General features: G+C 61.3%; 23 protein-coding genes and 1 pseudogene. 19 read left to right on the forward strand and 5 right to left on the reverse strand.

Translation table 11 applies throughout. From position 1 onward, the window contains the following. Window positions 1-150 precede the first annotated feature (150 nt). Both B5483_RS22095 and B5483_RS22100 read left to right on the forward strand, forming a co-directional pair. On the forward strand, window positions 151-1,374 hold the full coding sequence (locus tag B5483_RS22095) for an IS256 family transposase (RefSeq protein ID WP_079732058.1): 1,224 nt from the start codon (window positions 151-153) through the stop codon (window positions 1,372-1,374). Window positions 1,375-1,411: 37 nt separating this feature from the next. Continuing rightward, window positions 1,412-1,585 (forward strand): annotated as a pseudogene (locus B5483_RS22100) (transposase domain-containing protein); the annotation flags it as partial. Between the two features lie 247 nt (window positions 1,586-1,832). On the opposite strand, the gene B5483_RS22105 reads toward B5483_RS22100, so the two are convergent. The 4 genes from B5483_RS22105 to B5483_RS22125 all read right to left on the reverse strand — a co-directional run bounded on the left by B5483_RS22105 (window position 1,833) and on the right by B5483_RS22125 (window position 7,110). Further along, window positions 1,833-2,849 carry an IS110 family RNA-guided transposase gene (locus tag B5483_RS22105; RefSeq protein ID WP_079732059.1) on the reverse strand — a complete coding sequence of 339 codons (1,017 nt, stop codon included), beginning with the start codon at window positions 2,847-2,849 and terminating at the stop codon, window positions 1,833-1,835. Between the two features lie 125 nt (window positions 2,850-2,974). Next, window positions 2,975-3,607: a tyrosine-type recombinase/integrase gene (locus tag B5483_RS22110; RefSeq protein ID WP_079732077.1), complete on the reverse strand. Its 633-nt coding sequence runs from the start codon at window positions 3,605-3,607 to the stop codon at window positions 2,975-2,977. A gap of 258 nt (window positions 3,608-3,865) precedes the next feature. Next, window positions 3,866-5,242, reverse strand: coding sequence for a methylamine utilization protein MauJ (gene mauJ, locus B5483_RS22115; protein ID WP_079732060.1), 1,377 nt, complete (start codon window positions 5,240-5,242; stop codon window positions 3,866-3,868). Between the two features lie 710 nt (window positions 5,243-5,952). Next, the gene (locus B5483_RS22125; protein ID WP_079732062.1) at window positions 5,953-7,110 is read right to left on the reverse strand and encodes a PIN domain-containing protein; all 1,158 of its coding nucleotides are present in this window, start codon (window positions 7,108-7,110) and stop codon (window positions 5,953-5,955) included. Between the two features lie 207 nt (window positions 7,111-7,317). On the opposite strand from B5483_RS22125, the gene B5483_RS22130 reads away from it, so the two are divergent. Then, the gene (locus tag B5483_RS22130) at window positions 7,318-9,366 is read left to right on the forward strand and encodes an ATP-binding protein (protein WP_217698241.1); all 2,049 of its coding nucleotides are present in this window, start codon (window positions 7,318-7,320) and stop codon (window positions 9,364-9,366) included. 732 nt (window positions 9,367-10,098) lie between these two features. On the opposite strand, the gene B5483_RS23330 is transcribed toward B5483_RS22130, so the two are convergent. Next, a complete protein-coding gene (locus B5483_RS23330; RefSeq protein WP_176168170.1) occupies window positions 10,099-10,308 on the reverse strand; it encodes a hypothetical protein in 210 nt (69 codons plus the stop codon). On the opposite strand from B5483_RS23330, the gene B5483_RS22135 reads away from it, so the two are divergent. The 16 genes from B5483_RS22135 to B5483_RS22210 all read left to right on the forward strand — a co-directional run bounded on the left by B5483_RS22135 (window position 10,301) and on the right by B5483_RS22210 (window position 23,391). Continuing rightward, the gene (locus B5483_RS22135; protein ID WP_079732079.1) at window positions 10,301-10,720 is read left to right on the forward strand and encodes a hypothetical protein; all 420 of its coding nucleotides are present in this window, start codon (window positions 10,301-10,303) and stop codon (window positions 10,718-10,720) included. The genes B5483_RS23330 and B5483_RS22135 overlap by 8 nt on opposite strands. Before the next feature lie 601 nt (window positions 10,721-11,321). Beyond that, window positions 11,322-11,648 (forward strand): DUF736 domain-containing protein, encoded by a 327-nt coding sequence (locus B5483_RS22140; protein WP_079732063.1) that lies wholly within the window; start codon window positions 11,322-11,324, stop codon window positions 11,646-11,648. A gap of 192 nt (window positions 11,649-11,840) precedes the next feature. Continuing rightward, complete coding sequence (locus tag B5483_RS22145) at window positions 11,841-12,050, forward strand: transcriptional regulator domain-containing protein (RefSeq protein WP_245829552.1); 210 nt, start codon at window positions 11,841-11,843, stop codon at window positions 12,048-12,050. 49 nt (window positions 12,051-12,099) lie between these two features. Further along, a complete protein-coding gene (locus B5483_RS22150; protein WP_425435063.1) occupies window positions 12,100-12,654 on the forward strand; it encodes a DUF2285 domain-containing protein in 555 nt (184 codons plus the stop codon). A gap of 91 nt (window positions 12,655-12,745) precedes the next feature. Next, window positions 12,746-13,003 carry a helix-turn-helix transcriptional regulator gene (locus B5483_RS22155; protein ID WP_079732066.1) on the forward strand — a complete coding sequence of 86 codons (258 nt, stop codon included), beginning with the start codon at window positions 12,746-12,748 and terminating at the stop codon, window positions 13,001-13,003. A gap of 5 nt (window positions 13,004-13,008) precedes the next feature. Continuing rightward, entirely contained in the window at window positions 13,009-13,890 is an 882-nt protein-coding gene (locus B5483_RS22160; RefSeq protein ID WP_079732067.1) for a replication initiator protein A, read from the forward strand. A 221-nt stretch (window positions 13,891-14,111) separates the two neighbouring features. Then, window positions 14,112-14,633 (forward strand): DUF2840 domain-containing protein, encoded by a 522-nt coding sequence (locus B5483_RS22165; protein ID WP_079732068.1) that lies wholly within the window; start codon window positions 14,112-14,114, stop codon window positions 14,631-14,633. Continuing rightward, the gene (gene traF / locus B5483_RS22170) at window positions 14,630-15,229 is read left to right on the forward strand and encodes a conjugative transfer signal peptidase TraF (protein ID WP_079732069.1); all 600 of its coding nucleotides are present in this window, start codon (window positions 14,630-14,632) and stop codon (window positions 15,227-15,229) included. Before B5483_RS22165 ends, traF begins: the two co-directional genes overlap by 4 nt. Before the next feature lie 50 nt (window positions 15,230-15,279). Then, a complete protein-coding gene (locus tag B5483_RS22175) occupies window positions 15,280-15,552 on the forward strand; it encodes a DUF736 domain-containing protein (RefSeq protein WP_245829556.1) in 273 nt (90 codons plus the stop codon). 4 nt (window positions 15,553-15,556) lie between these two features. Then, on the forward strand, window positions 15,557-16,282 hold the full coding sequence (locus tag B5483_RS22180) for a lytic transglycosylase domain-containing protein (RefSeq protein WP_245829558.1): 726 nt from the start codon (window positions 15,557-15,559) through the stop codon (window positions 16,280-16,282). 232 nt (window positions 16,283-16,514) lie between these two features. Further along, window positions 16,515-18,260, forward strand: a complete 1,746-nt coding sequence (locus B5483_RS22185; protein WP_079732071.1) for a relaxase/mobilization nuclease domain-containing protein — start codon at window positions 16,515-16,517, stop codon at window positions 18,258-18,260. Window positions 18,261-18,288: 28 nt separating this feature from the next. Further along, on the forward strand, window positions 18,289-20,382 hold the full coding sequence (locus B5483_RS22190; protein WP_079732072.1) for a conjugal transfer protein TraG: 2,094 nt from the start codon (window positions 18,289-18,291) through the stop codon (window positions 20,380-20,382). Beyond that, the gene (locus B5483_RS22195) at window positions 20,379-20,792 is read left to right on the forward strand and encodes a CopG family transcriptional regulator (protein WP_079732073.1); all 414 of its coding nucleotides are present in this window, start codon (window positions 20,379-20,381) and stop codon (window positions 20,790-20,792) included. The genes B5483_RS22190 and B5483_RS22195 overlap by 4 nt, the downstream gene beginning before the upstream one ends. Window positions 20,793-20,950: 158 nt before the next feature. Beyond that, window positions 20,951-21,820: a helix-turn-helix transcriptional regulator gene (locus B5483_RS22200; protein WP_245829560.1), complete on the forward strand. Its 870-nt coding sequence runs from the start codon at window positions 20,951-20,953 to the stop codon at window positions 21,818-21,820. 97 nt (window positions 21,821-21,917) lie between these two features. Beyond that, entirely contained in the window at window positions 21,918-22,544 is a 627-nt protein-coding gene (locus tag B5483_RS22205; RefSeq protein ID WP_079732075.1) for an acyl-homoserine-lactone synthase, read from the forward strand. After that, entirely contained in the window at window positions 22,534-23,391 is an 858-nt protein-coding gene (locus B5483_RS22210; RefSeq protein WP_079732076.1) for a phytanoyl-CoA dioxygenase family protein, read from the forward strand. The genes B5483_RS22205 and B5483_RS22210 overlap by 11 nt, the downstream gene beginning before the upstream one ends. The last annotated feature ends 119 nt before the right edge of the window (window positions 23,392-23,510 follow it).

Here is a 23,510-nt window from a genome sequence, read left to right on the forward strand (position 1 = left end):
GCGGAGCGGCCGCTGCGCAGCGTAGCTCGGGGCAGGAAAGCATGGCTGTTCGTCGGTTCGGATCGGGGTGGAGAGCGCGCCGCGATGATGTTCGGGACTGTCAGGATTTTCGTGTGTGGGTGGGCATAATGGGCAAGAAGGAGACCCACTATGTCCCGACGCAAGGAGCCGGCAATTCCGGCTGATTTACTGGATCAACTTTTGGCTGGCGGCGATGCGGCTGCGGCTCTGCAGCAGGGTGGCCTGCTGGATTCATTGAAGAAAGCGCTGGCCGAACGCGCGCTCAATGCGGAGATGGACCACCATCTCGGGCACGAGGACCAGGCTGGCAACAACCGCAACGGCTATGGCCGCAAGACCGTGGTCAGCGATACCGGCAAGATCGAGATTGAGGTGCCGCGTGATCGGGCGGGCAGTTTCGATCCGCAGCTGATCGCCAAGTACCAGCGCCGCTTCCCTGGATTCGACGACAAGATCGTGTCGATGTACGCGCGCGGCATGAGCACCCGGGAGATCGTCGGGCACCTGCGCGAGCTGTACGGCGTCGACGTCTCGCCGGACCTCATATCGACCGTCACCGACGCCGTGCTCGAGGAGGTCGCCGCCTGGCAGGCCCGGCCGCTCGATCCGGCCTATCCGCTCGTCTTTTTCGACGCGATCCGGGTCAAGATCCGTGATGAGGGCATGGTCCGCAACAAGGCGATCCACATCGCGCTGGGCGTGCTGGCCGATGGCACCAAGGTCGTCCTCGGCCTGTGGATCGAGCAGAACGAAGGCGCCAAGTTCTGGCTGCGCGTGATGAACGAACTCAAGAACCGCGGCGTGGAGGACATCATGCTGGCCGTCGTCGATGGCCTCAAGGGCTTTCCCGAGGCGATCACCGCCGTCTTCCCCGATGCCGTGGTCCAGACCTGCATCGTCCACCTGCTGCGCAACTCGATGGACTTCGTCTCATGGAAGGACCGCAAGGCGCTGGCGAGCGCCTTGAAGGGCATTTACCGCGCCGTCGATGCCAAGGCCGCCGAGGAGGCCCTGACCGCCTTCGAGGCCAGCGAATGGGGCCGACGATATCCAGCGATCGGCCAGAGCTGGCGACGGGTGTGGAGCGAGGTCATCCCCTTCTTCGCATTCCCCGACGAGGTCCGCAGGATCGTCTATACCACGAATGCCATCGAGGCCCTGAATGCCCAGCTCCGGCGGGCGGTCAGGGCCCGGGGACACTTCCCCAACGACGATGCCGCGACCAAGCTGCTCTATCTGATCTTGAACCGATCGGAGAAAGAGTGGAAAATGCCGCCACGTGAGTGGTCCATGGCCAAGGCCCAGTTCGCTGTCCTCTTCGGCGAACGCTTCATCAAGGCCATGGCGGCGTAATGTTTAACCGCCCACCCACACACGAAAATCCTGACAGTCCCTGATGTTCGGCCTCATCGGCACCTGTCGGCTGAACGACGTTGATCCGCTCGCATGGCTCACCGATGTCCTTAGCCGCATCGCCGAAATCCCACAAAACCGGCTGCACGAACTGCTCCCATGGAACTGGAAAGCCCTCCAGAACTCCAACCCGGCGGAATTAGCCGCCTGACCTTCTCAACCGTCGCTAACTCCGGCGCTAGCCAATGAGCTTGCACCGCCGCTAACTCGCGCGACTACTACCTCGCTGCAAGGCGGCCGCTATCGGATACGTACGCTGAAGTAGCGGTTCGTCCGAGCCTTCATGATCGCGGCCGAGCGGAATAGGTGGACGTCTCTGAGTCCCAAACGAGGTTTGACCCTCTACATTTCTGACGAGATCGTCCGGGGCATGGCTGATCGGAAAAGGTAGGCCGGGGTTAAGCCCAGCGGAACTCCGTCTCGTTCAGCCAAAGCGAATGGAGCAATGCCGCGAGCTTACGGGCGACGGCGACCCTGGCGCGTTTTCCGCCTTTGGCCTCCGCGATCTTCCTGCCCCATTGCTGGAGCGCGGAGGGCCGCTTCACCTGCGACAAGAGTACGTTGGCGGCTTCATACAGCGACCATCGCAACATGCGATCACCTGTCTTCGAAATATGGCCGCTGATGTCGCGCTCTCCCGACTGATTGCGTCGTGGCACCAGTCCGGCATAGGCCCCGACATCCTCGCTTCTTGCAAAGCGTCGTGGATCTTCGATTGTGGCGGTGTAGGTGAGCGCGGTGATCGGGCCAACACCCGGAACACTCATCAGCCGGGTGCAGACCGGGTCAGCCGCTGCCCGTTTGACGAGTAGGCGACCAGAGGCATGCAGTTGCTCTTCGATCGCTTCCATGGACGCAATGAGCGGAGCGAACAGCGGGGCGAGATCAGGACGCTGAGCGTATAGGGCTGCCAGGCGCTCGGTCCGCCGCCCTGACGTCCTGGCAGTACCCATGCGCAGGCCGAACAACTTCAGTAGCCCGCGCAGCTGGTTGGCCATGGCCGTTCGGGCCGTGATCAGCTGCACGCGGATACGAAGAGCGGCACGGTCAATGTGCGTCGCCGACGCCTTCATGTGGACCCGTTTGAACCAGCCGGTGCGGGCAATCTGCGCAAGACCCTCAGCATCGTGGACGTCGCTCTTGTTTACCCGCGCCGAGAGCACTCCCTTGGCGTGGCGGGCGCAGATGCACTCGACCGCGACACCGCGTTCGACCAAGCCATGATAGAGGAACGTGGACAGCGGCCCAGTCTCGAGCACGACACGAGCGACTTCGGGACAATGCCGGTTCAACCACTTGGCCAGAACGTCCGGGTCGCTCGCAACTACGTCGCGGCGAAGAACCTTGCCTTCGGCATCGACCACGCAAATGTGCGTCGTCTTGTCACTCACGTCCAATCCTGCATAGATCGACATCGGTCACCCTCCTGCATTGAAGCGCCATGGCGACTTCGTACCATCCAGGAGGGTGGCTAAATCAATTACGCGGTGTCCCAAGCGCAGAGAGGATAGCCCCTCGCCGAGGCGAGGGGCCAATAGATTCAGATCTCAGTGTTCTCAGCAAGGGCAAGCGCGTCCTCCACGTCAATCCCGAGATAGCGCACCGTGTTCTCGATCTTGCTGTGACCGAGAAGGATCTGGACGGCGCGAAGGTTGCCGGTCGCCCTGTAGATGATCGACGCTTTCGTTCGGCGAAGTGAGTGCGTGCCATACTCGCTGCGCATCAGACCTACCCCAGTCACCCATTCATCCACGAGTCTGGCATACTGGCGGGTGCTCAGATGTTTGCTGTGATCAACTCGGCTAGGAAACACGTAATCGTCCACCGTTCCGCCTCGCCGATCGAGCCACACCAACAGACTGGCACGAGCATCGGGGAGCAGCTCGAATTGAACGGGCCGACCTGTCTTCTGCTGCATGACGATTGCACGGGTTCGGATCTGCCCGCCACTAACCAGGTCGCCGATCTTCACCTGAACGAGGTCGCAGCCGCGCAGCTTACTGTCGATTGCGAGATCGAACAGCGCTCGATCTCGCAATCGGCGGCGCTGATTGAGGTAGAATCGGATTTCCCAAATTTGCTTTGGCTTCAGTGCACGCTTCGCGCCGACGGTTCTTCCCGCATTCCAGACCGGGCGCTTGGCGGCGGTGGTTTCGGTTTCAAGCATTTCCATGATCATTCTCCGATGGCCAGAGTGGCCATCTGAAGAACGTTGCACAGTCGATGAGAGATGGCGGGAGGCCTCTGCCGACCAGCATACGCCATCCGAAGCGTTGCTAGGAACGGCGGTTCATGCCGAAATCCGCCATTCGGGTTCCGCAAACTGGCCGATCGGCTTTGCGCCCTATAAACGGTCGTCTAGCGGTCCGATTGCAACGAAGCGATCCGGCCAGTGCAAAGCTAGACGCGCGACGACTGATCCAGCGATGCTCTAAGCCGGCTCGGAGGTATTTTGCCCACCTTGAGCTGCAATACGTCGATCGACCTCGGCCTGCGCCTTGGCAATGTCGGCATTGCACGCATCCGACTCAACATAGCAGTTCGTCGGCAGGAACGCGTCTTTTCGGGAAAGAATTTCGGCGGTGTTGCTGTTGACGATGATCAATTCCCCGTTGAGGAAATAGTCACGGAAGAAGCGGTGAAATTCCCGCCTATATTCCGCTGCCGCCACTGAGCCATCGTCGTGACCGTAGATCCCATTTTCGATCGCAAAATGCAGCCGCTCCTCGCCAAAATCGAGCTGGAAGCGCATCTCAAACAAACCATCGGCCGATTTGTATGCGACCCTTACAACCGCACCTTCCACATCGAGACCCGCGATCGTCATGTTCTCCATGGGTGGGTATGGCGGCCGTTGCCGGAGGCGCACGCTGACGTTCGGCATGTCTGCGTTCTCCTCTTCGCGCGGACCTTCACCGCTGAGAAGTCGCCCGATCAGATCGTCGCCGAAGACCTGCTTCCATCCCCTTAATTCGTACAAATGCTGCGCATACTCTGTTGAAGGCGTCGGGATGCCGAAACCAGCTTCAATCGCCCTTTCCGCCAGCATCCGCACCAGGGGCAGTTCACGGTAGAGACGAAGCGCGTCTCGTGGGTCGTCCGGGTTGATGATCGGATTGCTGGAGGCGTGAGCGATCGCGCATCGGCCCGATTCAAATAGATGCCGGCAAACGTCTTCCGCGCCTTGCGCGGCGATCGTCTCGAGCGCTTCCGTTATGCCTGGCCCCCTCAGCGTGGGCAGGGTAGCCTGCATCCAATCCACTCGGGCCTTTGTCACCGGATAGGCCAGTTCAAGAACGCGCCAGTACGACAGGAACGCGTAACCATGATGATTGAGGCTAAGCGCTTCGCGCATCAACGCGAGCGCGATGCGTGGCCCTTCCTCTTCAGGGCACGCCAAATCGATCAGATCGAATTCTTCCCGGATCGCAAACCCAAGTTTCTTATTCAAGCCCATCATCATAGGCATGCTGCCGCCGGAACGATGGGCGACGGCGATGCCACTGCGCTCCCGCCACGACAGCACACTGAGGAACCGTAGCATCAGTCCTTCGGCTTCTTCGCGGCTAAGGCCTTTCGGCACCTTCATCGCCACGCCCCCATATTCCTCCTGGGTGAGCGGTATGATCCACATCAGGTGGTCGGCGAACTCGAAGGATTGGGGATAGACCGGCCATGGGCAGGATGTTTCGACATTCACGCACAACCAATCGCCGCGCTCCTTTAATTCTGGAGCCGCCGCAAATTTCGCTTCGCGGGTGCCAATCTCGATAGGGCGGGGCATCCCCATATCATCGCGCATCACCATGCGCCTATTTGATCACTACGCTTTAGGCTCGGCAACAGGTCAATATCGCTTCTGGTGTCGACCAGTTCAAGTCATTCTTCGGTCGACGGTTGAACGTCAGTTCACGCCGAAACCGGCCATTCGGGCACAGTCTTGCGACCGCACCGTTGTGCGTCAATTGCCGTCCTTGCCGAGCTCGGCGGCGCCCCCCAGTTGCCGACCTTCCGCTTTATGCCCGCTGGCAGCGCGACAGCGGCTTCAACATAGTCTAGATCTGGTAGAGAGCCGGTTTCCTCATCTATCCGCCTTCGTCGCGCTCCAGAACGTGTCGTGCGGAGCCTTCAAGCCGAAGAGTGTCTTCTGGCGCCCTTTCTCTCGTTTGACGGCAGCCTTGCGGAGCTCCTCGCGCAACGCAGAGGCGAACCGCGGCGCGGCAGGTCCTGGCTCGTTAGCACCCCAGTCAGAGAAGAACCGTAGGTCGACCACTGCGGCGGCGAGCGTCCCGGCCGTCCAGAAGAAAACGGGATCCGCCGCGGTGCGCGCGGTCTTCAGCCAGTGCTGAGCCCAGCGCCGCCGCCGGGCGACTACACGCGCCTGGGATGTCACTTGCCCGAGGAAGCCAGTGCCGCGGTCCTCCTGGAGCGCGGTGACGCCCGCTACGCTCGGCCGAAAGCTGGTGACGGTGAGCGCGCGAGCTACCAGCGCCGGGTGCGGGTCTCGCAGCGCTTCGGCTACCTTTCCTCGCCCTCCAGCATGAGCTGCAGCTGGTTGTAGTCATCGATCTCGTCGCTGTCGCCGAAGTCGAGGTTGATCTCGCCCATGTCGACGCTGCCTAGTGCTTCCACGACTTCGAGGTCGACGATCTCCAAGTCTGCGACTGGCCCGTCGATCGATCCTGCAATGGTGATTAGCACTGCTGCGTCGAAGGTTTCCTCGCTGGAGGCGGACGTTCTGCCCATACCGATTTCCTCGCGATCGATGCTGTCCCATGCGAACAGAGAGAAATGTGCGTGCGCGGTGGCGGTGATCTCGACGTCGACCCTGCAGACGACCTCGTCGGCGGTGAGGCGGACGACAGTGACGCCGTGGTCGCCGTCACGCTCCGTGAGCGCAAAGCTCTCCAGGCGCAGTTCCGTCTCATCTAGCTCGTAGCGGTAGGGGGCGGAGGCCTCGACGTCGAATTCCCATTCGGCCAATGCGTCAGCAAGCAAGGCGTTCATCGACCTTTCGTCGTCGGGCAAGTCGCCTTCGGCGATCCCCCGCAGGAACGTGTTTACCGCCTTGGCGGCCGCCTCGGCGTGTGCTTGGACGATCTGCATCGCGTCGGCGAGGTCGCCCTCGACGAAGATGTGCTCGGATTTTTCTGCGAACGATTGCCATCCCTTGTCTGCGCTGGCGGCCAGCACTGTCTTACCGGCCGCTTTGGCCCACGCCTCGAGACTGAGGAGTGCGAGCGCGTCCGGGAACTCGTTCTTTTTGTCGCCGGTCGCCTCGAACGGGGGCGTGGGATCGAAGTAGGACTTCAGCAGGGCATCGATCGCACACAGGTTCGCCGGCACGGTCTCCGCGCCGGTCGCTTCCAAGAACGATGCGATCTTGCTGCGCGCGACTGTCCTGGAATCGGCGAGGGCGTCGATCGCGGTCTGTGCGGCGTCGGAGCTGATGAGCCCAAGCTGCGCCGCGCGATCTAGAGCGGAGCGCGCAGCGTCTCTAGCCTTTTTGGTGCTCACGTTCAGGTGCTTCAGCGTCTCGCGGACCACGATCTCCGAGACGACGAATTGGAGCGGGCCACCCTTGAACTGGTCGAGTTGCGCGAGCAGTCCAGCCTCGAAGTTCATCCCGCCCTGAATGATGGCGTTGGTGTCGATTGTGAAAGCGTCATAGGGCATCGGCCGCTACTATCAGACAAACAACTCGAATCCGAGCGTCGTGATGTGCTGCCGAAACCTGCGCGACCGCGCCTTCGCGATCGGGTCAAGGCAGTCTCCTATTTGCCGAATTTTGCCGCTCGTAGGTTGCAGCGTGGGCTTGCTCTCTTGGCACGCGCAGGGCATCCTCTATCCGTCTGGCGTCAGCCATTCGTCCCGGGGTTTTAAGTGAAGCACAAGTCAATCGATTTGGCCTCCGAGGTCAAGCGCGCCACGCTGCCTGAAGGTCTGCACGGCTTTCTCTTTCCGCTGTTCGAGGCCGTCTCCAACTCCCTTCATTCCATCGAGGAGCGCTGGGGGGGTGACGTAGAGCAGCATGGCCGAATCGAGATCGAGATCTCAAGTGGTGACCGCCAGATAGTCATCGCTGACAACGGCGTCGGGTTCGACGACATCAACCTCGCTGCCTTCCTTACACCGTTGACCGGCAACAAGTTCGAGCGGGGCGGCAAAGGTTTCGGCCGCTTCATAGCCTTCAGGATCTTCAGAGAGGTGTTCTACTCCTCCCGTCAGGCCGACGCGTCGAGCGCGGTGACGGGCGGGACGTATGGCTACAAGCCGTTCGCGACCGATGACAACCTGGTCGAGATTGGCGCGGATGACGGTGCGGGGGAGCATCGCTTCGACACTGGGCTGACCGTGCTCATGCGGTCGCCCCTTGACGAGGCTGCGGACTATTTTGACCTCTCTGGCCAGCGCTACTTAGGCGAGGCCGCCGAGGATGCCATAGTTGCGGCTTTGCTCGATCATTTCCTGATCGAATTCATACAGCAGAAGATCCCGAAGCAGTCGATTCTGGTCATCGATGATGCACGCTTCAATTTATACGATCACTTCAAGGACTCCCTTTTGGTTGGTGGGTCCCGAACGGAGTATCTGGAAATCGGCCAAAAGAGCCGGCGGTTCGACTTCAGCTACTTCAAGGTCGGCGAGGCTCAGGCCAAGAAGCATCGACTCTATTTCTACGCCAACAACCGCGCCGCGAGCGACTTGGAGAACATTTCGTCGGGCGTGAACGACAAACCTTTCGTCGAAGCGAGCGAGACCGGTCTACGCCGCTACTTCTATCTGGTGGCCGTATCGAGCGACTTCTTTGTCTCGTCGCAGTCGCGTGACCGAATCACGAACCTCCACGGCAAGGTGGTCCGTGACGGCGTAAAGAAGTCGATTAGGGACCACCTCGTCGCATTGGCAAAGCAGCATATTCTGGGGATCGAGAGCGCCTATACCAGCGAGCGTCGTGCGAAGATGGTCGCTGATGTAGAGCATCTGATTGCGGTCGATCCGCTGCTGCGGCGCGGTCTTGGCGACCGCTCGCCCGAGGACTTCGTTAGGAAACGGTCCATTACGGAGACGCGGGAGCAGCTGGCTCAGGACCTATTCGTGGAGCGCTTCCGCAAGAAGTTCGACTTTTCCAAGCTGGACCAAAACGCCAGCGTCGAGCAGCTCGAGCATCTGGTCAAGACGCAGATCCCGGCAGACGCCAAAGAGGCGCTGGCAGTCTATGTAGCCTATCGCAATCACGTCATCACGATCTTCCGCGAACTCCTGAAGAAGCAGGAGGGCGGACTGGCTACTGAGGATAAGGTGCATGCGTTGATCTATCCTCGTTACAAGGACAGTGACGAGATCGACTACAGTTCGCACAACCTGTGGCTGCTAGACGACGACTTGGCCTACGCGCAGTACATCTCGAGTGATCGCACGCCGGACGGCAACCACAGGGCCAAGGGCGAGTACGCTCACGACCTGCTCGTCAACAATCAGAACGAGCTCATGGTGGTCGAGATGAAGCGCCCTCAGAAAACGGGATACGCGACTGGCCTCGAAAGTTCGACCAATAACCCGGTCGACCAGTTGAAGCGACAGATCTCAGACATCCGCACAAAGGGCAGGATTAAGACCTCGGCAGGTCGCGAGGTCGTGGTTCCGCCGGACACGATGGTGCGCGGATACGTGATTGCCGACTGGAACGACAGCCTGCAGAAATACCTCCAGATGGAGGATTTTGTCATCACCAACTACGGTGGGCAGATGGCGTATCGGTATTTCCAGTCTCTCAACCTCATGCTTGAGGTCGTCGCCTTCGATCGTCTGGTTGATCGCGCCACCAACCGCAATGAAGCCTTTGTGCAGATGCTAGAGGGACGCTCCTCCTACGATCGCAAGCCCAAGGGGACGCTCGGAAGTCTTGGCACGATGGGGGAGCCGGGATAGCGATCGTCGGTGCGTGCTGTTGTGGCTGAATGACACCTTCGAAATCTACATGTGTCTTTGGACCTGCGGCTCAGCAAACGCCACCGATGTTGAGTGGTGCAGTAGTGTTTCCACGTCGGCTTCAATCGCGCGGATTGCCAATCAATAGCCAAGTTTCGAGCGTCAAGCGGCAGCTCAACGAATGACCGCCTCCGGCTGTGAATGGCCGGGATTAGGTCAGTTCGCCGATAGCAAGAGGCCCGCCGTTCACCGGAAGCGAACCGGTAGAGGCCCGGTGCGCGAACGGCGACTGTTGTCGGCGACCGTCGTTTAGCGAGCCGGTTCGGAATGACGGCTACGTCCCACTTGCCGTCGTTAACGGGTTCCCTTGAAGGCCTGGTCTGAAGATCTGAAATCCGGGCTCGTCGGTGGCGAACCGCCTTCAAAGGCAGAGCACCGCCCCCGCTTCCAATGCGCTGATCCTTGGTCCTGCCGATGGCCTGACGCCATCAACCCGTTAAGGGTCCGCTACGCGAAGCGTGCGGCCTTGAGGCTGCGCCTCTGCGGTGATTGCGGCCACCGCCCGGACGCATCGGGCGCCTGTCGCGCGGAGGAACGTTCCTTCGCCTCAGAGCAGGAGCTGCAGCAATGTCCCTCGATCAAGCCCAGGCCTTCGCATTCAGTCTTTCACGCTCCCTCATGACTGTGATCGTCATCTTTTGCGCCGGAGACGGCACACATGCCGTGGCTCCATCAAATGAGTTTGAGGGTGACGCTGACATCGTTGCCGAAATCGATCCCTTCGACTTCTGACGAGGCGTCCAGACTTTCGGGAGCGACGGCAGGCTCGATTTTTTGCTCCCGAAAATCAATGCTTTCGTTTATGTCACCCATGTGCGCCGAGGTGGTGGTGGATGGCGCGACCGTTGGAAATGTCCTTCCGGAGCGCACCATCATGATCATCCTTGCCATCTTTGCATCGATTGCAGTCATCAGCATCCTGTGCTGGCTGATGTTCACCCTGGCCGTTTATGCTTTGCCGGTATCCCTTGGCGTGAGCGCCGGAATGCTGGCACATAATTCTGGTACCGGCACCCTGAGTGCCATCTTGATTGGCCTCATGAGCGCAGGCTTAACTCTGTTCGTCATGCAGTGTCTTCTGCTCGTTCTATCTTCGACCTGGCTTCGGCTAATTGTCTTGACCGCTTTCGTCATGCCTGCAGCGATTGCAGGATATTGCGCGACCTATGGCATCGTGCAGCACTTCATGGCACCGCCGTTCTGGCAGACCGCCATTTCGCTGATTGGCGGGGCCGCGGTCTGCGCCACAGCCTTCGTCCGCTTCACGGATATGGTCGCAGGCCAGATCGCCTGATCGGGCGGGCATCCGGACTTGTAGTTATCGAAGATCAGGGCCGGTACGATTATCGGCAGATCTAGCGCGCCAGCGTGGTCGTCCGGTCATGAAAATCGGGGACGTCTGCACAACTCCAGGATTGACAGGCCGGAGCACGCGATCAAGGATCTCGGTCGAACCCCTGACGGCAATTTCAGGCGCAGCTCTGAATTCCACAATGGAGGGCCGCAGATCACCGTAGGGATATTGGGCCGGAATGAAGGGGCACCCCGTCGGCCGGTGTCAGGTAGGCTGTACGGGTACCCAAGTTGGCGACGTCTGATGATCGGATGCGTAAGGCCACGTTCTGCCTGGATTGGCTGAAGCACCGAACCGCTCACAAGCGGCCTCGTCAATGGCTGATCTGGCCGAAGACCGGCTGAAGCCTCGATCGCCTGAGGCGCAACAGCGGCGTTGCAACTTTCATCCCCTGGGCTTGCGCCCATTCCTCGCGAGGCAAGAAAGTTGCGCCTTTGCTGTCAGGCCCTGACGGGTGCGCCGTCGATCGCCTCCGGCCCGTCACATGCCATCGAGGCCGCAATGGTGCGGGCTCGAAGCACAAACATCCAGGAGTAATGACATGGCTACCATCGGCACCTTCAAGACGACCGGCACCAACGAGTTCACCGGCGAAATCATCACCCTCAGCGTCCAGGCCAAGGGCGTGCGCATCGTTCCGGAGGGTAAGTCCAACGGCGACAACGCCCCCAGCCACCGGGTTTTCGTCGGTCGCGCGGAAATCGGCGCCGCCTGGACCAAGCGTTCGAACGAAGGTCGCGAATACCTGGGCCTCAAGCTCGACGATCCCAGCTTCACCGCTCCGATCTTTGCCAACCTGTTCGACGATGAGGACGGTGAGAGCTACAGCCTGATCTGGTCTCGCCCGAGCCGCCGCAACAGCGACTGAGGTCGGATGACAGCCCCGCCCGGATGATCCGGGCGGGGCAATTCATTGTTTGCAAAGACAGTCTTGATGGAAAGGGCGAACCCGCAACCGGACTGAAATTTGCCCAAAGATGGGAATGTCCTGCCGGAATCTTGGAATACACCAGGGCACGCCAGAAGGCGAAGCTGCCGACTCGATCACGCAGGAGCGAGCATGGCGCAAGACAGCGGGCAGGGGACTGGTCTTCGCGATCTCGACTTCGCTGGCTTCGCACAGGAATTTCTTCGCCGCAATCCCGCCTATGTACGCGATTATCAGAAGGTCATGCGGGTCCGGACTGCTCCAGGCGCACATGTTGCAATGGAGGAGATGGCCCACCCTTGGGGCCTGAGCTTTTCCCTGTGCACCGCTGGTTTGCGCTGATCGCGAGCCCGCGCTTTGGCGTCCTGACCTTTTCCCCTCGACCGTCATACTGGACGCTGCACCTGCGGGGGCCGGGAACGCTCCTCCAATCGACCCCGATCATTGGCCGCATGTCCTCAATGATCGTTTGTTGTCGGATGGCCGGCACCTTGTTCTTGGCGATGAGGGAGGATCCCACAGCCTGTGGCTGCGCGAGACGGAACCCGGCAAGCCGCTAGCCTATGTCGTTCCGCGTGATGACGGAATAGAACTGCGCAGCCGCGCGACACAGCGATTGGAGCAGCGCTTGTCGGGTGTTCCACCGTATCGATGTCCCGGCCAATTTCGCCCCACGCACTTTCAGGCGCGGCGCCTGACGCTGCTCCTTGGCATCCTCGACATGCTGCATGGGCAAAGGCAATCACGGCCCAGCACCCATGATATTGCAAGCCAATTGGTCTACCCAAGCCTGGCAATTGGTCGCGGCGCCGAATGGAAGGCATCGTCCGAACGCCGCCGCACCCAGCGCCTCATAGAGGAAGCGCGATCCTTCATGAACGGGCGCTATCGCGCCTTGCTGAAGGGCAAGCTCGCCGGTGCGACAAAAACCTCCGGCCCCAAATAGCCACTCCCCCGAGCCAAACGAACTTCGCGAATGTGCGCCAGTCCGTTCCACACCGCCCTGCAACGGGTCGGCCACGCCCGGGAGTACTTTCATGACCCAAACTGCCGCCAACTCCGGCCTGCGTTACCTTCGGACACCCGATGCTGCGAAGCTGCTCGGGCTGTCGCCGCGCACTCTCGAAAAGCACCGTTGCTACGGTACTGGTCCCGTCTACCGCCGGCTTGGCGGCCGGGTGGTCTACGCGCTCGAGGATATCGAAGCCTGGGCCGCCCTTGGCGCGCGTCGCTCCACCTCGGACCCGGGAGTCGGTACCGTTCACCCTGCCAGGCGCCGACCGGCTGAAGGGTGACACGCGTGGGCGCTTCAACCAACCCGCGTTCGCTTGCTGGCATAGGCAAGCAACTCGAGCTGTTCCGACCGGGGCCTTCGACAATCGCACCGCGTGATGCGCAGGATCTCATGACCTGGCCGTTCTTCAGTCTGGCCAAGTCCAGGCGAGTAACACCGATCGACTTCCGGATGGGCGAGACCTGGATTTCCGTCGAAGCCGTGCCCGAACACGGCATGGCGACGATCTGGGATGCCGACATTTTGATCTGGGCGGCGAGCCAATTGATCGAGGCGCGCAATGCCGGGCGACCGACCTCGCGCATCATGGCGGCAACACCGCATGCCATTCTGACGTATATCGGCCGCGGAACCGGTCGCGACAACTACGACCGATTGAAGGCGGCGTTCGATCGCCTGCAGTCGACTTCGGTGGCGACGTCGATCCGCCAGCAACATCAGCGCCGGCGTCACCGATTCTCCTGGATCAACGAATGGCAGGAGCAACTCGATCTCAACGGCAAGCCGCTCGGTCTGCAAATGATCCTGCCCGATTGGTTCTACGCCGGTGTGCTTGAGAGGGGGCTCGTCCTGTCGATCGACCGGGCCTATTTTGGCCTGACGGGAGGGCTGGAGCGCTGGCTTTATCGCGTCGTGCGCAAGCATGGCGGTCGCCAATCCCACGGGTGGAGCTTCGACTTCGAGCATCTCTACCTGAAATCCGGCAGCCTTTCGCCGATGAAGCGGTTCGCGTTCGAACTGCGAGCCATCGTCGAACGTCAATCGCTTCCCGGCTACGTCCTGTCGATCGACAAGGCGTTCCGGCGTGAGCGTCTGAGCTTTGTTCCCGCACCGGTCGATTCCTTCGAAACAGCCGCGCGGCGCCTCAACCTTCCGGCCTGTGGATAAGCGCCATGAGACTCGTCCTATCAGGAACCGCCGGACTCGTCCTATCGGGAACCCGAGACTCGTCCTATCAGGAACCGCAGGGGTGCGAAGAGCCGCAGAATTCTGCGGTAAATGGAGGCCCCTCTAACTATCCTAACATTACAGAATCCTACGGATTCTTTCTAACCGCCTGCGCGCCTGGGGATTTCGCGGGGGGTCTGCGCATGCCTGGGAGGCTGCGCATGACGGGCCTTGGGACACGCGATATCGACTTCACGCCGTTCGCCCGCGCGCTTGACAAACAGGCGCTCACCGAAGTGCAATTGACCTGGATCGAGAAGCGCTACGAGCAATGGCTGCGCTTCGGGCGCGTCGCCGGTGAGCAGATCGTGAGCCGCCATACCTGCATCAAGCGCTTCAGGCCCGGCGCGGTCTTTGCGCTCATGCGCTGGAACGCCAACAACTATGGAACGGTTCACTCGCGCATCGATATCGTGCAGGCGCTCGCGCGCGGCGAGGCCTTCACCACGGTGCCCTTCGTGCGCCCCGGCGGCGAGCTTTTGCTTAGCGTGACCGGTTGGCCAAAGGTCGAGAAGGTCCTGCGCGCAATCGACGCGGTGGAAACCGCTGGCGTCGATCCATGCGATGCATCACCTGATCATTGGCGCCATGTCTCGGCAAGGATTGCGGTCGGCGCGCAGCCTCGCCTTTACGGGAAGGATCGGCACGAGGCCTGGCTCAAGCGCACGGCTCTCGGCCTATGACACGCCGCCGATACTTCATTCTGACGCTTTTCCTTGCCGGTGGATTAGGGGGCGCCTTCGCTACTGTCGCGTGGATCGATCCGCGTCCTCGCCTCATCTGGAATGCGAGCGCCAGCGCGCCCATCGGCCTTTATCGCCTGCAGGTCGGCAATCAGGTCGCACGCGGCGACCTGGTCGCGATCATGCCGCCTCGTGATCTCGCACAGCAGATGGCCAAGCGGCGCTACCTGGCTAACGGCGTGCCCATGTTGAAGCGCATCGCGGCGCTGTCTGGGCAGACGGTGTGCCGACACGGTGAAAATGTCAGCATCGATGCCGTGCCCGTTGCCGTTGCTCATCCGCGCGATCGAAGCGGTCGGCCCCTGCCGGTGTGGCGCGAATGCCGTTTGATTCCGCCCCATTCGCTGTTCGTGATCAACGCCGCGTCCGACAGCTTCGACAGCCGTTATTTCGGGCCGATCCCGGATGCCGGCCTCATTGGCCGCGCGCAACCTCTCTTCACCCGCGACGCCCCCGACAAGCCACTCGTCTGGCGTGGGCTCGGCCATTCGACCGCTTCTCCAACCGCCACCAAGGATCACGCTCCATGCAGATAGGTCGATTTTGCAAAACCGCCGACGGCTTTGAAGGCCGCATCACATCGATCATGATCGATGTTCCGGTTTGTCTGGTTGCTGCGCCGGACACGGGCGCGGAAAACGCACCGCAGTGGCGTGTGCTTTGCGGGAATTCTGAAACCGGCGTCGAAATTGGCGCTGGTTGGGATCGCACCGGCGAGCGTGCAGGCGCCTACATCGCCTTGCAGCTCGACGATCCGCAATTTGCACATCCCCTGCGCGCCAACCTGCTGCGATCGGGGCAAGCCGCCGGCGATCATGTCCTGCTCTGGTCACGGCCAGCCTCGCGCGAAAGCCGCTAAGCCCATGCACAAGTCGTTCTCGGGCATGCGAGCCTACGCAGCATGGCTGTCGGCGACAGCTTGTCTTGCCGGTTCATCGTTGTGCGCAGAGCCGCAGCTGGTCCGGGCGCAGGACAGCCGCGAAGCTGGCGATGGCAGACCTGTTCCCGATGTGGCCCCGGTGCAGCCTAATGCATCCGCCGTTACCGAAGCCTCGCGCCGCTTCGCCATTCCGAAAAGCTGGATCCGTGCGGTCATGCATACCGAGAGCCGGGGCAATCCGCGCGCCATCTCACCGGCGGGCGCCATGGGGCTGATGCAGATCATGCCCGGCACCTGGGCCGAACTGACGGCGCGATTCGATCTTGGTTCCGATCCCTTCGATGCGCGCGCCAGCATCCATGCCGGCGCCGCCTACTTGCGCATGATGCTCGATCGGTACGGTGATCTCGGCACAGCACTGGCCGCATACAATGCCGGTCCGGGCCGCGTTGACGCCTACCTGGCAGGACGTCGTCCGCTACCCCGCGAGACTGTCGCCTACGTCGCCGACACCACCCGCATGATCAGCGGGCAGGGCGTTTCACTGGCTGCACTGCATCCTGCCGCAACGCCGATTTCCTGGCGCAGTTCGACGCTGTTCGCGACGCAAACGCAAGTGCCTGTTTCCGTTGAGAACGCAACAACAGGCGCTGCATTGCCCCTTTCGAACCCGCTCTTCATTCCTCTTTCCGGAGAACATCGGCCATGATGTCTTATGGCGCTTTGTGGCGGGCCATGGCGAGGCGTGGCGGGCTGCATGTCGGGATAGGGCTCGTTGCGGAAGAGGGCAGGGGCGTATCGCGAGATAAAAGGGCGGCCAGCTACGCGGCCTCATGTGGTTGGTTTTGGGGGCTTTTCGCGTATGGCCCAAGGCATATCCAGCCATACGGCCTTGTTGAAATCCGCTGTCTTTCAATCGCTTGTCGTATGGCCGCGGTGTGATGGCGAGCGACGACCATCATTTTCGGCCGCGGCCAGGACCGAGCCGGGACAGGGGAAGCGGCTCGGCGGGCAGGGGCAAGCGTCTTGCCGCGCAGGTCCGCCGTGCGAGTGCGCGGGCCGGATATACACAGCTCGCAAGGAAGCCGCGCAAAGGCGCCGGGAGCCGCGCGCGTGGACGCCGCGCGCTGGCCCGGGTGCGGCTGCGTGCCGATGCTCGCCGCGTTGTCGTCAAGGCCCGCGTTGTCCGGCACAAGGGCGTGCGGTTCCGCGCGGCGCCGCTCAGTCGCCATATCACGTATCTCGAACGCGAAGGTGTAACCCGGGATGGCCGGGACGCCTCGATGTTCGATGCCGGCAGTGATGAAGCTGACCGCGAAGCTTTCGCCGAGCGCTGCGACGACGACCGGCATCACTTCCGCTTCATCGTCAGTCCCGAGGACGCATCGCAAATGGATGACCTGCGCACGTTCACGCGCGAGTTGATGCGCGACATGGCCCGCGATCTCGAGACCGATCTCGACTGGGTCGCACTCGATCACTGGAACACCGACAATCCGCATATCCATGTCCTGGTGCGCGGCGTGACCGACATCGGAGAGGATCTCGTCATCGACAAGGGCTACATTAGCTCTGGTCTGCGCGCCCGCGCCGAGGAGCGGTTGACCTTGGAACTGGGGCCGCGCTGCGAACGCGAAATCCGCTTCGCGCTGGAGCGCGAAGTCGATGCCGAAAGCTGGACCAGCCTCGATCGCCAGTTGCAGCGCCTGGCAGACGAAGCGGGCGGCCTGATCGATCTGCGCCCTGGCGGACAACTGGACGGCGAAAGGCAACGCCTGCTTGTCGGCCGCGCCGCTCGGCTTGAACATATGGGGCTTGCGGTCAACGAAGGTGGCGGGCTGTGGTCGATCGAGCAGGGCGCTGAAGCGACATTGCGCGATCTTTCCGTCCGCACCGACATCATCAAGACCATGCACAGGGCAATGTCCCGCGATGGTGGCCGGTTCGATCTCTCTACCCTGGCCCTCCATGACAAAGCGCCGAGCGATCCGATCATCGGCAGGCTAGTCGAACGCGGCCTCCACGATGAACTGACCGGCAGCGCCTACGCTGTTATCGACGGCGCAGACGGACATACCCATCATCTGCGCTTCGAGGATATCGACATGACTGGCGATGCACTGCCAGGCGCGATCGTCGAAGTCAGATCATGGGACGACCTCAAGGGACGAACGCGCCTGTCACTGGCAACGCGCTCTGACCTCGCACTCGACAAGCAGATCGGGGCATCAGGTGCTACCTGGCTCGATCGACAACTGCTTTCGCGTGAACCGGCAGCGAGTGGCAGCGGCTTTGGGCTGGATGTGCGTGCGGCGATGGAAGCGCGCGGGGCACATCTTGAATCTCTGGGCCTGGCCAGGCGGCAGGGCCAGCGGCTCCTTTTCGCGAGCGACCTCATCGAGACCCTGCGCGCACGCGAACTCAGCGATACGGCCCAGGCCATTGCCGCTCGGACAGGGCTCGAGCACAAGCCGGCCAGTGTCGGGGAACATGTTAGCGGCATCTACCGCGAGCGCGTGACGCTTTCCTCGGGTCGCTTCGCCATGATCGACGAGGGGATCAGCTTTCAGCTCGTTCCCTGGCGGCCTGCCCTCGAGAAACATCTGGGTACCCAGATCACGGGCACTCTCATGCCCGGCGGCGGTGTCGACTGGTCGCTAGGGCGCAGCCGGGGACTGGGTCTGTGATCACCCACGCAATTGGGAGAACAGCAAGATGAATGACAGGATCCTGTGGGGGCAGATTGCCGCAGTCGCTGCCGTCGTGCTCTTTACGGTCTGGGGCGCGACCCAATGGACCGCAGCGGCGCTTGCCTATCAGCCTGAACTGGGCCGGCCCTGGTTCGAGATCGGATCCTACCCGGTCTATCTGCCCCCGGCCTTTTTCTGGTGGTGGTTCAGTTTCGATGCCTATGCGCCGCATGTCTTTCTCAAGGGCGCGGCCATCGCTGCCTCGGGCAGTTTGCTCTCGATCGTGGTCGCGATCGGCATGTCGATCTGGCGTGCGCGCGAAAGGCGCCGCGCCGAAACCTACGGGTCGGCGCGTTGGGCAAGCGAGAAGGACATTCGCCGTGCAGGGCTCCTGGGCGATGACGGCGTGGTGCTTGGTCGTTTGGGCGCAGAGTATTTGCGTCACGATGGTCCCGAACATCTCTTGTGTTTTGCGCCGACGCGCTCGGGCAAGGGAGTGGGTCTTGTCGTTCCGACGCTGCTGACCTGGCCGGGCAGTTGCATCGTTCACGACATCAAGGGCGAAAACTGGCAGCTTACCGCCGGCTTTCGCGCGCGCCATGGCAGGGTCCTGCTTTTCGATCCGACCAACCCCAAGTCCTCGCCTTACAATCCGCTGCTCGAAGTGCGCAAAGGCGAATGGGAAGTGCGCGACGTCCAGAACGTCGCCGACGTCCTCGTTGACCCCGAAGGAAGCCTGGAAAAGCGAAACCACTGGGAAAAGACGAGCCATGCGCTACTCGTTGGAGCGATTTTGCATGTCCTCTACGCCGAGCAGGACAAGACCCTGGCCGGCGTTGCCGCGTTCCTATCCGATCCGCGCCGCGGCATTGAAACTGCGCTGCGGATCATGAAGACGACCGCGCACCTCGGGAAAGCCGGCGTGCATCCGGTTGTCGCCGCGGCGGCACAGGAATTGCTCAACAAGAGCGAGAACGAACGGTCCGGCGTGCTGTCGACCGCGATGTCCTTCCTTGGCCTCTATCGCGATCCGGTTGTCGCCAAGGTGACAGGATCTTCGCATTGGCGGATCGCGGATCTCATGGGCCAAGCGCCCGTCTCGCTCTATCTTGTCGTTCCACCAGGGGACATCAGCCGCACCAAGCCGCTCATGCGCCTGATCCTCAACCAGATCGGGCGGCGCCTCACCGAGGATCTCAATCCCGCCGGAAACCGTCAGCGCCTGCTGCTGATGCTCGACGAGTTTCCCGCACTCGGCCGGCTCGACTTCTTCGAAAGCGCGCTCGCTTTCATGGCGGGATACGGCATCAAGAGCTTCCTCATTGCCCAGTCGCTCAATCAGATCGAGAAGGCCTACGGCCAGAACAATGCCATTCTCGACAATTGCCATGTGCGCGTCAGCTTTGCGACCAATGACGAGCGTACCGCAAGGCGGATTTCCGATGCGCTGGGCACCGCAACCGAAATGAGGGCCATGAAGAACTATGCCGGGCACCGTCTCTCGCCCTGGCTTGGCCATCTTATGGTTTCGCGTACTGAAACTGCCCGACAATTGCTCACGCCAGGCGAAGTCATGCAATTGCCGGACGACGAGGAAATCGTAATGGTCGCAGGCCTGCCGCCGATCCGGGCACACAAAGCGCGCTATTTTACTGACGAGCGCTTCACCGAGCGTGTCGGATCGCCGCCCGAGCCACAAGCTCTTGCTGATACTGCCATCCCTGGGGACGATTGGTCCAACCCTGCACCTGTCAAAGCGCCGACATCACCCAGGGATCCTTCCGAGGATCACAATCCTTCATCGGACACGCCCGAGGCTGTCAAGGAAGGCCCCGAAGATCCAAAGCCGGAACCCGAAAGTTCACAGCCAGCACCGGAAGGCGAAGCGGTCACGGCGGAAAATTCGGGCGATCCTGCAAACAGCGGCATTCGCCGGGAGCCCGACCTGCCGGACCACGAGGAGATCGTCCCTGTGCCCGCGGCGATCCAGAATGAGTTCGAGTTTGACGACGATACCCCGGAAAACGATGCTGCCCGGACCCGGCAAGCAATTGATCAGACCGTGACGGCCAATGCGCGAAGGGCATCCCTCGATCCCGATGATGGGATCGATTTATGAGAAAGCCCCACGTCAAACATACCTTTCGTCTCGATGCCCGGCTTTCGCGCCTGCTCGATGATCATGCCCGCGTCCGTCAGGTCACCCGCACCGACGTCGTCGAGGCGGCGCTGGCCTCGATGCTATCTCCCGATCACGAAGAGCGTATCGAAGCCATCCTGACCAAACGGCTTGACCGCATGTCGCGCCAGCTCGATCGACTCGAATGGCACGTCGAGCTGACGAACGAGACCCTGGCCCTCTTCATTCGCTTCTGGCTGACCAGCAATCCGCCATTGCCCGATGAAGCGCTGAAGGCAGCGCAGGCAAGCGGCAGGAAACGCTGGCATGCCTTCGTCCAGTCGCTCAGCCGCAAGATGGAGGCTGGACCCAGGCTCAAGGACGAACTGTCGCGCGATATCGACCGATGACGCGGGGAATCTGCCTATGGGCGATGGCGCCATATCGCGTAGCGGTTGAGTTGTTACAGAATTTTGACTTCGTGTGTGCAGCATAAATTGCAATGGTCGAGGCAACCCGAACGAACGAATGAGTCGTTCAGGTACAGTGCCGAAAGGCCATATGTCGGATGCTGATCAATCCGGAGGAAAACCGGGGCGATGGGCAAAACAGGCGATCTGCCAGGATAGCGGGCTGGAAGCGCTCCTGCGGTCGAGCGATTCTCATGCCTCTTGTTCTTGCCAAAAAACTCATGTCAGAAGTCTCCAGCGCGACTTCGCGCAGCGCCCTGTTTACCGCTCTCGGAAATGCCACGCGGCACATGAGTTTCGATCATTTTGCACTGGACTACGATGATTGTCGTGCCAGCAACGAGAATGACGCTTTTCTTGTCCATGATTATCCGCCTGAATGGGCCAGGGTGTACCAATCTCTTGGCCTGGCAACCCAAGATCCGGTACGGCGAACCTGCGAAAGCTCGTTCACCAGTTTTCCCTGGGGTGTTTCATACCAAGCGACCGGTGCGGTACGCGGTGATCACAAGATCCTGGGCCTGAGCCGCGAGTACGGAATAGGAGACGGGTTCACCGTGCCTCGCCATTTGCCCGGCGGTGTGAGCGGATCTTGCACCTTCGTTGTCAGGCCCGATGCCGCCTTGCCCGTCGAGATGCTGCAAGTCGCCGACCTTCTTGGCGGGGTCGCTCTGGCAAGTGCGCGCAAGATCGCTGGGCTACATGTTTCGGCTTCCAGTCCCGGACTGACCGATCGCCAACTCGAATGCCTCCTCTGGTGGGGGCGCGGCAAGCCGGCGGCCGCTATCGCCATCATCATGGGGATCAGCGTTGAGACCGTGAACCAGCACCTCAAGATGGCGCGCGAACGCTACGGTGTCGATGCCAGCCAGTCGGTGCTCGCCTGCGCCATCGCTGAAGGGCTGCTTGGCCCGGGCGATATTTTGCGGTGGTTTCGGACCCATTCAGGCCATGCCGTGACGGGTTAGGAAACAGCATTGCCTTCCCCAAATCTTGGTATGTTTTCATAGGCGCGGGCATGATCTGATCAGCGGACTATTCCACCCCGTCATAAGGATAGCCGCTATGCCAAGCAGGGTTCGAGCGCCGCGCGCGCTCGAAAGCAAAGCCTTTCGCGCCATGTTTGCCGCACGCAAGGAGGTTTTCGTCGACCTTCTGAAATGGGATTTGCCGGTCCTCGCCGAGCAGTATGAAATGGATCGGTTCGACGGTGTGGATGCCGAATACATGATCATGCTCGATGGCGAGGGCCGGCATCGTTCTTCCGCCCGGCTGCTGAAGACTGACCGACCGCACCTGCTGGATGAACTTTACCCTTTTTTGTGTGACGGGCCGTTGCCCAGTGGCCCAACCGTTCGTGAAATAACCCGGTTCTGTCTTGATCGACACCAGAACGCTACCGAACGCCGCCTGGCGCGCGACCAACTCGTCACCGCCCTTGCCGAGCATGCGCTCGAAACCGGCATCACCGACTATACCGGCGTTGCCGATCTGGCCTGGTTCCAGCAGGTCATGCGCTTTGGTTGGCACTGTTCCCCGCTTGGCCGCATTGCCCTTCTGGAAGGGCGCAAGCTTATCGCCCTGCACATCCGGATCGATGATCGCACTTTGGATGGACTGCGCACAGCAGGGATCTACCAGCCGCGCACGCTCAAGCTCGTCGCAGGAGAGGAGGCGGCCAATGAGCGTTGAGACCTGGACCCGTCAAATCCACCAGAACGGATATTGTATCATTCCCGATGCGCTCGATAAGGGCACGATCGACAAGCTTGCCGGCGACCTCGATCCGGTTTTTGCGGCAACGCCGTTTTGCAAGGGCGACTTCTATGGCCATCGCACCAAGCGCTTCGGTGGCCTGCTCAAACGCTCGCGGCACATGGAGCCATTGGTCCTGCATCCAGGTATTCTCGCGCTCGCCGAAACTGTCCTCGGCCAAGCCTGCGATCGCATCCAGCTTAATGTCGCCCAAGCGATCGAGATCCATCCGGGCGAAGTCTGCCAGGTCCCACACCGTGACCATGACATGTGGGCTGGCGCAAAGGGCGAGCATGAATATCTGCTCAACGTAATTTGGCCGCTCGACCCGTTCACCTGGGAAAATGGCGGCACGCAGATCTATCCGGATAGCCATGGAGCGCGTGGCATGACACGTGAGGACCTTGGTCAGCCGATCATTGCGCAGGGCAAGCCGGGCGCGGCCATCTGTTTTCTGGGATCGACGGCACATGGTGCCGGCGCAAATACCACAGCGGACGCGCGCCGTTCCGTCATCGTCGGCTACAGCCTTGGCTGGCTGAAGCCCTATGAAAATCCCTGGCTCGCCTATCCCCCTCAAGTGGCGCGCAGTTTCTCGCCCGAACTCGCGGCGCTTGCCGGTTACGTCCAGCATCGGCCCAATCTGGGCAATTATGAAGGCCAGTGCCCGTCGGTCCTGCTGGGTGGCGAGGTTCCCACCCATTTCCCAGCCATCGATGCCTTGCGCCCTGACCAGGCAAGCATGGTCGCCGAATTCGCGCGTTCACGCCGGGCCGAGCCATGAGTCCTGCCAATGTCCTGGAGCCCACTTATACCAAGGTGCATTGATCAGTACCCATGTGCCCATTGGCGCATTCCGATGGACATGATGCGCCAGGGCTGATCGACGAGCTTGTTCCAAGC

Origin of the sequence: Novosphingobium mathurense (assembly GCF_900168325.1) — a bacterium.
Lineage (GTDB): Bacteria > Pseudomonadota > Alphaproteobacteria > Sphingomonadales > Sphingomonadaceae > Novosphingobium > Novosphingobium mathurense.

Excerpts from the sequence above, each read along its gene's own strand:
- B5483_RS22095 (WP_079732058.1), top strand. The coding sequence starts at position 151 with ATGTCCCGACGCAAGGAGCCGGCAATTCCGGCTGATTTACTGGATCAA.
- B5483_RS22105 (WP_079732059.1), bottom strand. The coding sequence starts at position 2,849 with ATGTCGATCTATGCAGGATTGGACGTGAGTGACAAGACGACGCACATT.
- B5483_RS22110 (WP_079732077.1), bottom strand. The coding sequence starts at position 3,607 with ATGGAAATGCTTGAAACCGAAACCACCGCCGCCAAGCGCCCGGTCTGG.
- mauJ (WP_079732060.1), bottom strand. The coding sequence starts at position 5,242 with ATGGTGATGCGCGATGATATGGGGATGCCCCGCCCTATCGAGATTGGC.
- B5483_RS22125 (WP_079732062.1), bottom strand. The coding sequence starts at position 7,110 with ATGCCCTATGACGCTTTCACAATCGACACCAACGCCATCATTCAGGGC.
- B5483_RS22135 (WP_079732079.1), top strand. The coding sequence starts at position 10,301 with ATGATCATCCTTGCCATCTTTGCATCGATTGCAGTCATCAGCATCCTG.
- B5483_RS23330 (WP_176168170.1), bottom strand. The coding sequence starts at position 10,308 with ATGATCATGATGGTGCGCTCCGGAAGGACATTTCCAACGGTCGCGCCA.
- B5483_RS22140 (WP_079732063.1), top strand. The coding sequence starts at position 11,322 with ATGGCTACCATCGGCACCTTCAAGACGACCGGCACCAACGAGTTCACC.
- B5483_RS22145 (WP_245829552.1), top strand. The coding sequence starts at position 11,841 with ATGGCGCAAGACAGCGGGCAGGGGACTGGTCTTCGCGATCTCGACTTC.
- B5483_RS22155 (WP_079732066.1), top strand. The coding sequence starts at position 12,746 with ATGACCCAAACTGCCGCCAACTCCGGCCTGCGTTACCTTCGGACACCC.
- B5483_RS22165 (WP_079732068.1), top strand. The coding sequence starts at position 14,112 with ATGACGGGCCTTGGGACACGCGATATCGACTTCACGCCGTTCGCCCGC.
- traF (WP_079732069.1), top strand. The coding sequence starts at position 14,630 with ATGACACGCCGCCGATACTTCATTCTGACGCTTTTCCTTGCCGGTGGA.
- B5483_RS22175 (WP_245829556.1), top strand. The coding sequence starts at position 15,280 with ATGATCGATGTTCCGGTTTGTCTGGTTGCTGCGCCGGACACGGGCGCG.
- B5483_RS22180 (WP_245829558.1), top strand. The coding sequence starts at position 15,557 with ATGCACAAGTCGTTCTCGGGCATGCGAGCCTACGCAGCATGGCTGTCG.
- B5483_RS22185 (WP_079732071.1), top strand. The coding sequence starts at position 16,515 with ATGGCGAGCGACGACCATCATTTTCGGCCGCGGCCAGGACCGAGCCGG.
- B5483_RS22190 (WP_079732072.1), top strand. The coding sequence starts at position 18,289 with ATGAATGACAGGATCCTGTGGGGGCAGATTGCCGCAGTCGCTGCCGTC.
- B5483_RS22195 (WP_079732073.1), top strand. The coding sequence starts at position 20,379 with ATGAGAAAGCCCCACGTCAAACATACCTTTCGTCTCGATGCCCGGCTT.
- B5483_RS22200 (WP_245829560.1), top strand. The coding sequence starts at position 20,951 with ATGCTGATCAATCCGGAGGAAAACCGGGGCGATGGGCAAAACAGGCGA.
- B5483_RS22205 (WP_079732075.1), top strand. The coding sequence starts at position 21,918 with ATGCCAAGCAGGGTTCGAGCGCCGCGCGCGCTCGAAAGCAAAGCCTTT.
- B5483_RS22210 (WP_079732076.1), top strand. The coding sequence starts at position 22,534 with ATGAGCGTTGAGACCTGGACCCGTCAAATCCACCAGAACGGATATTGT.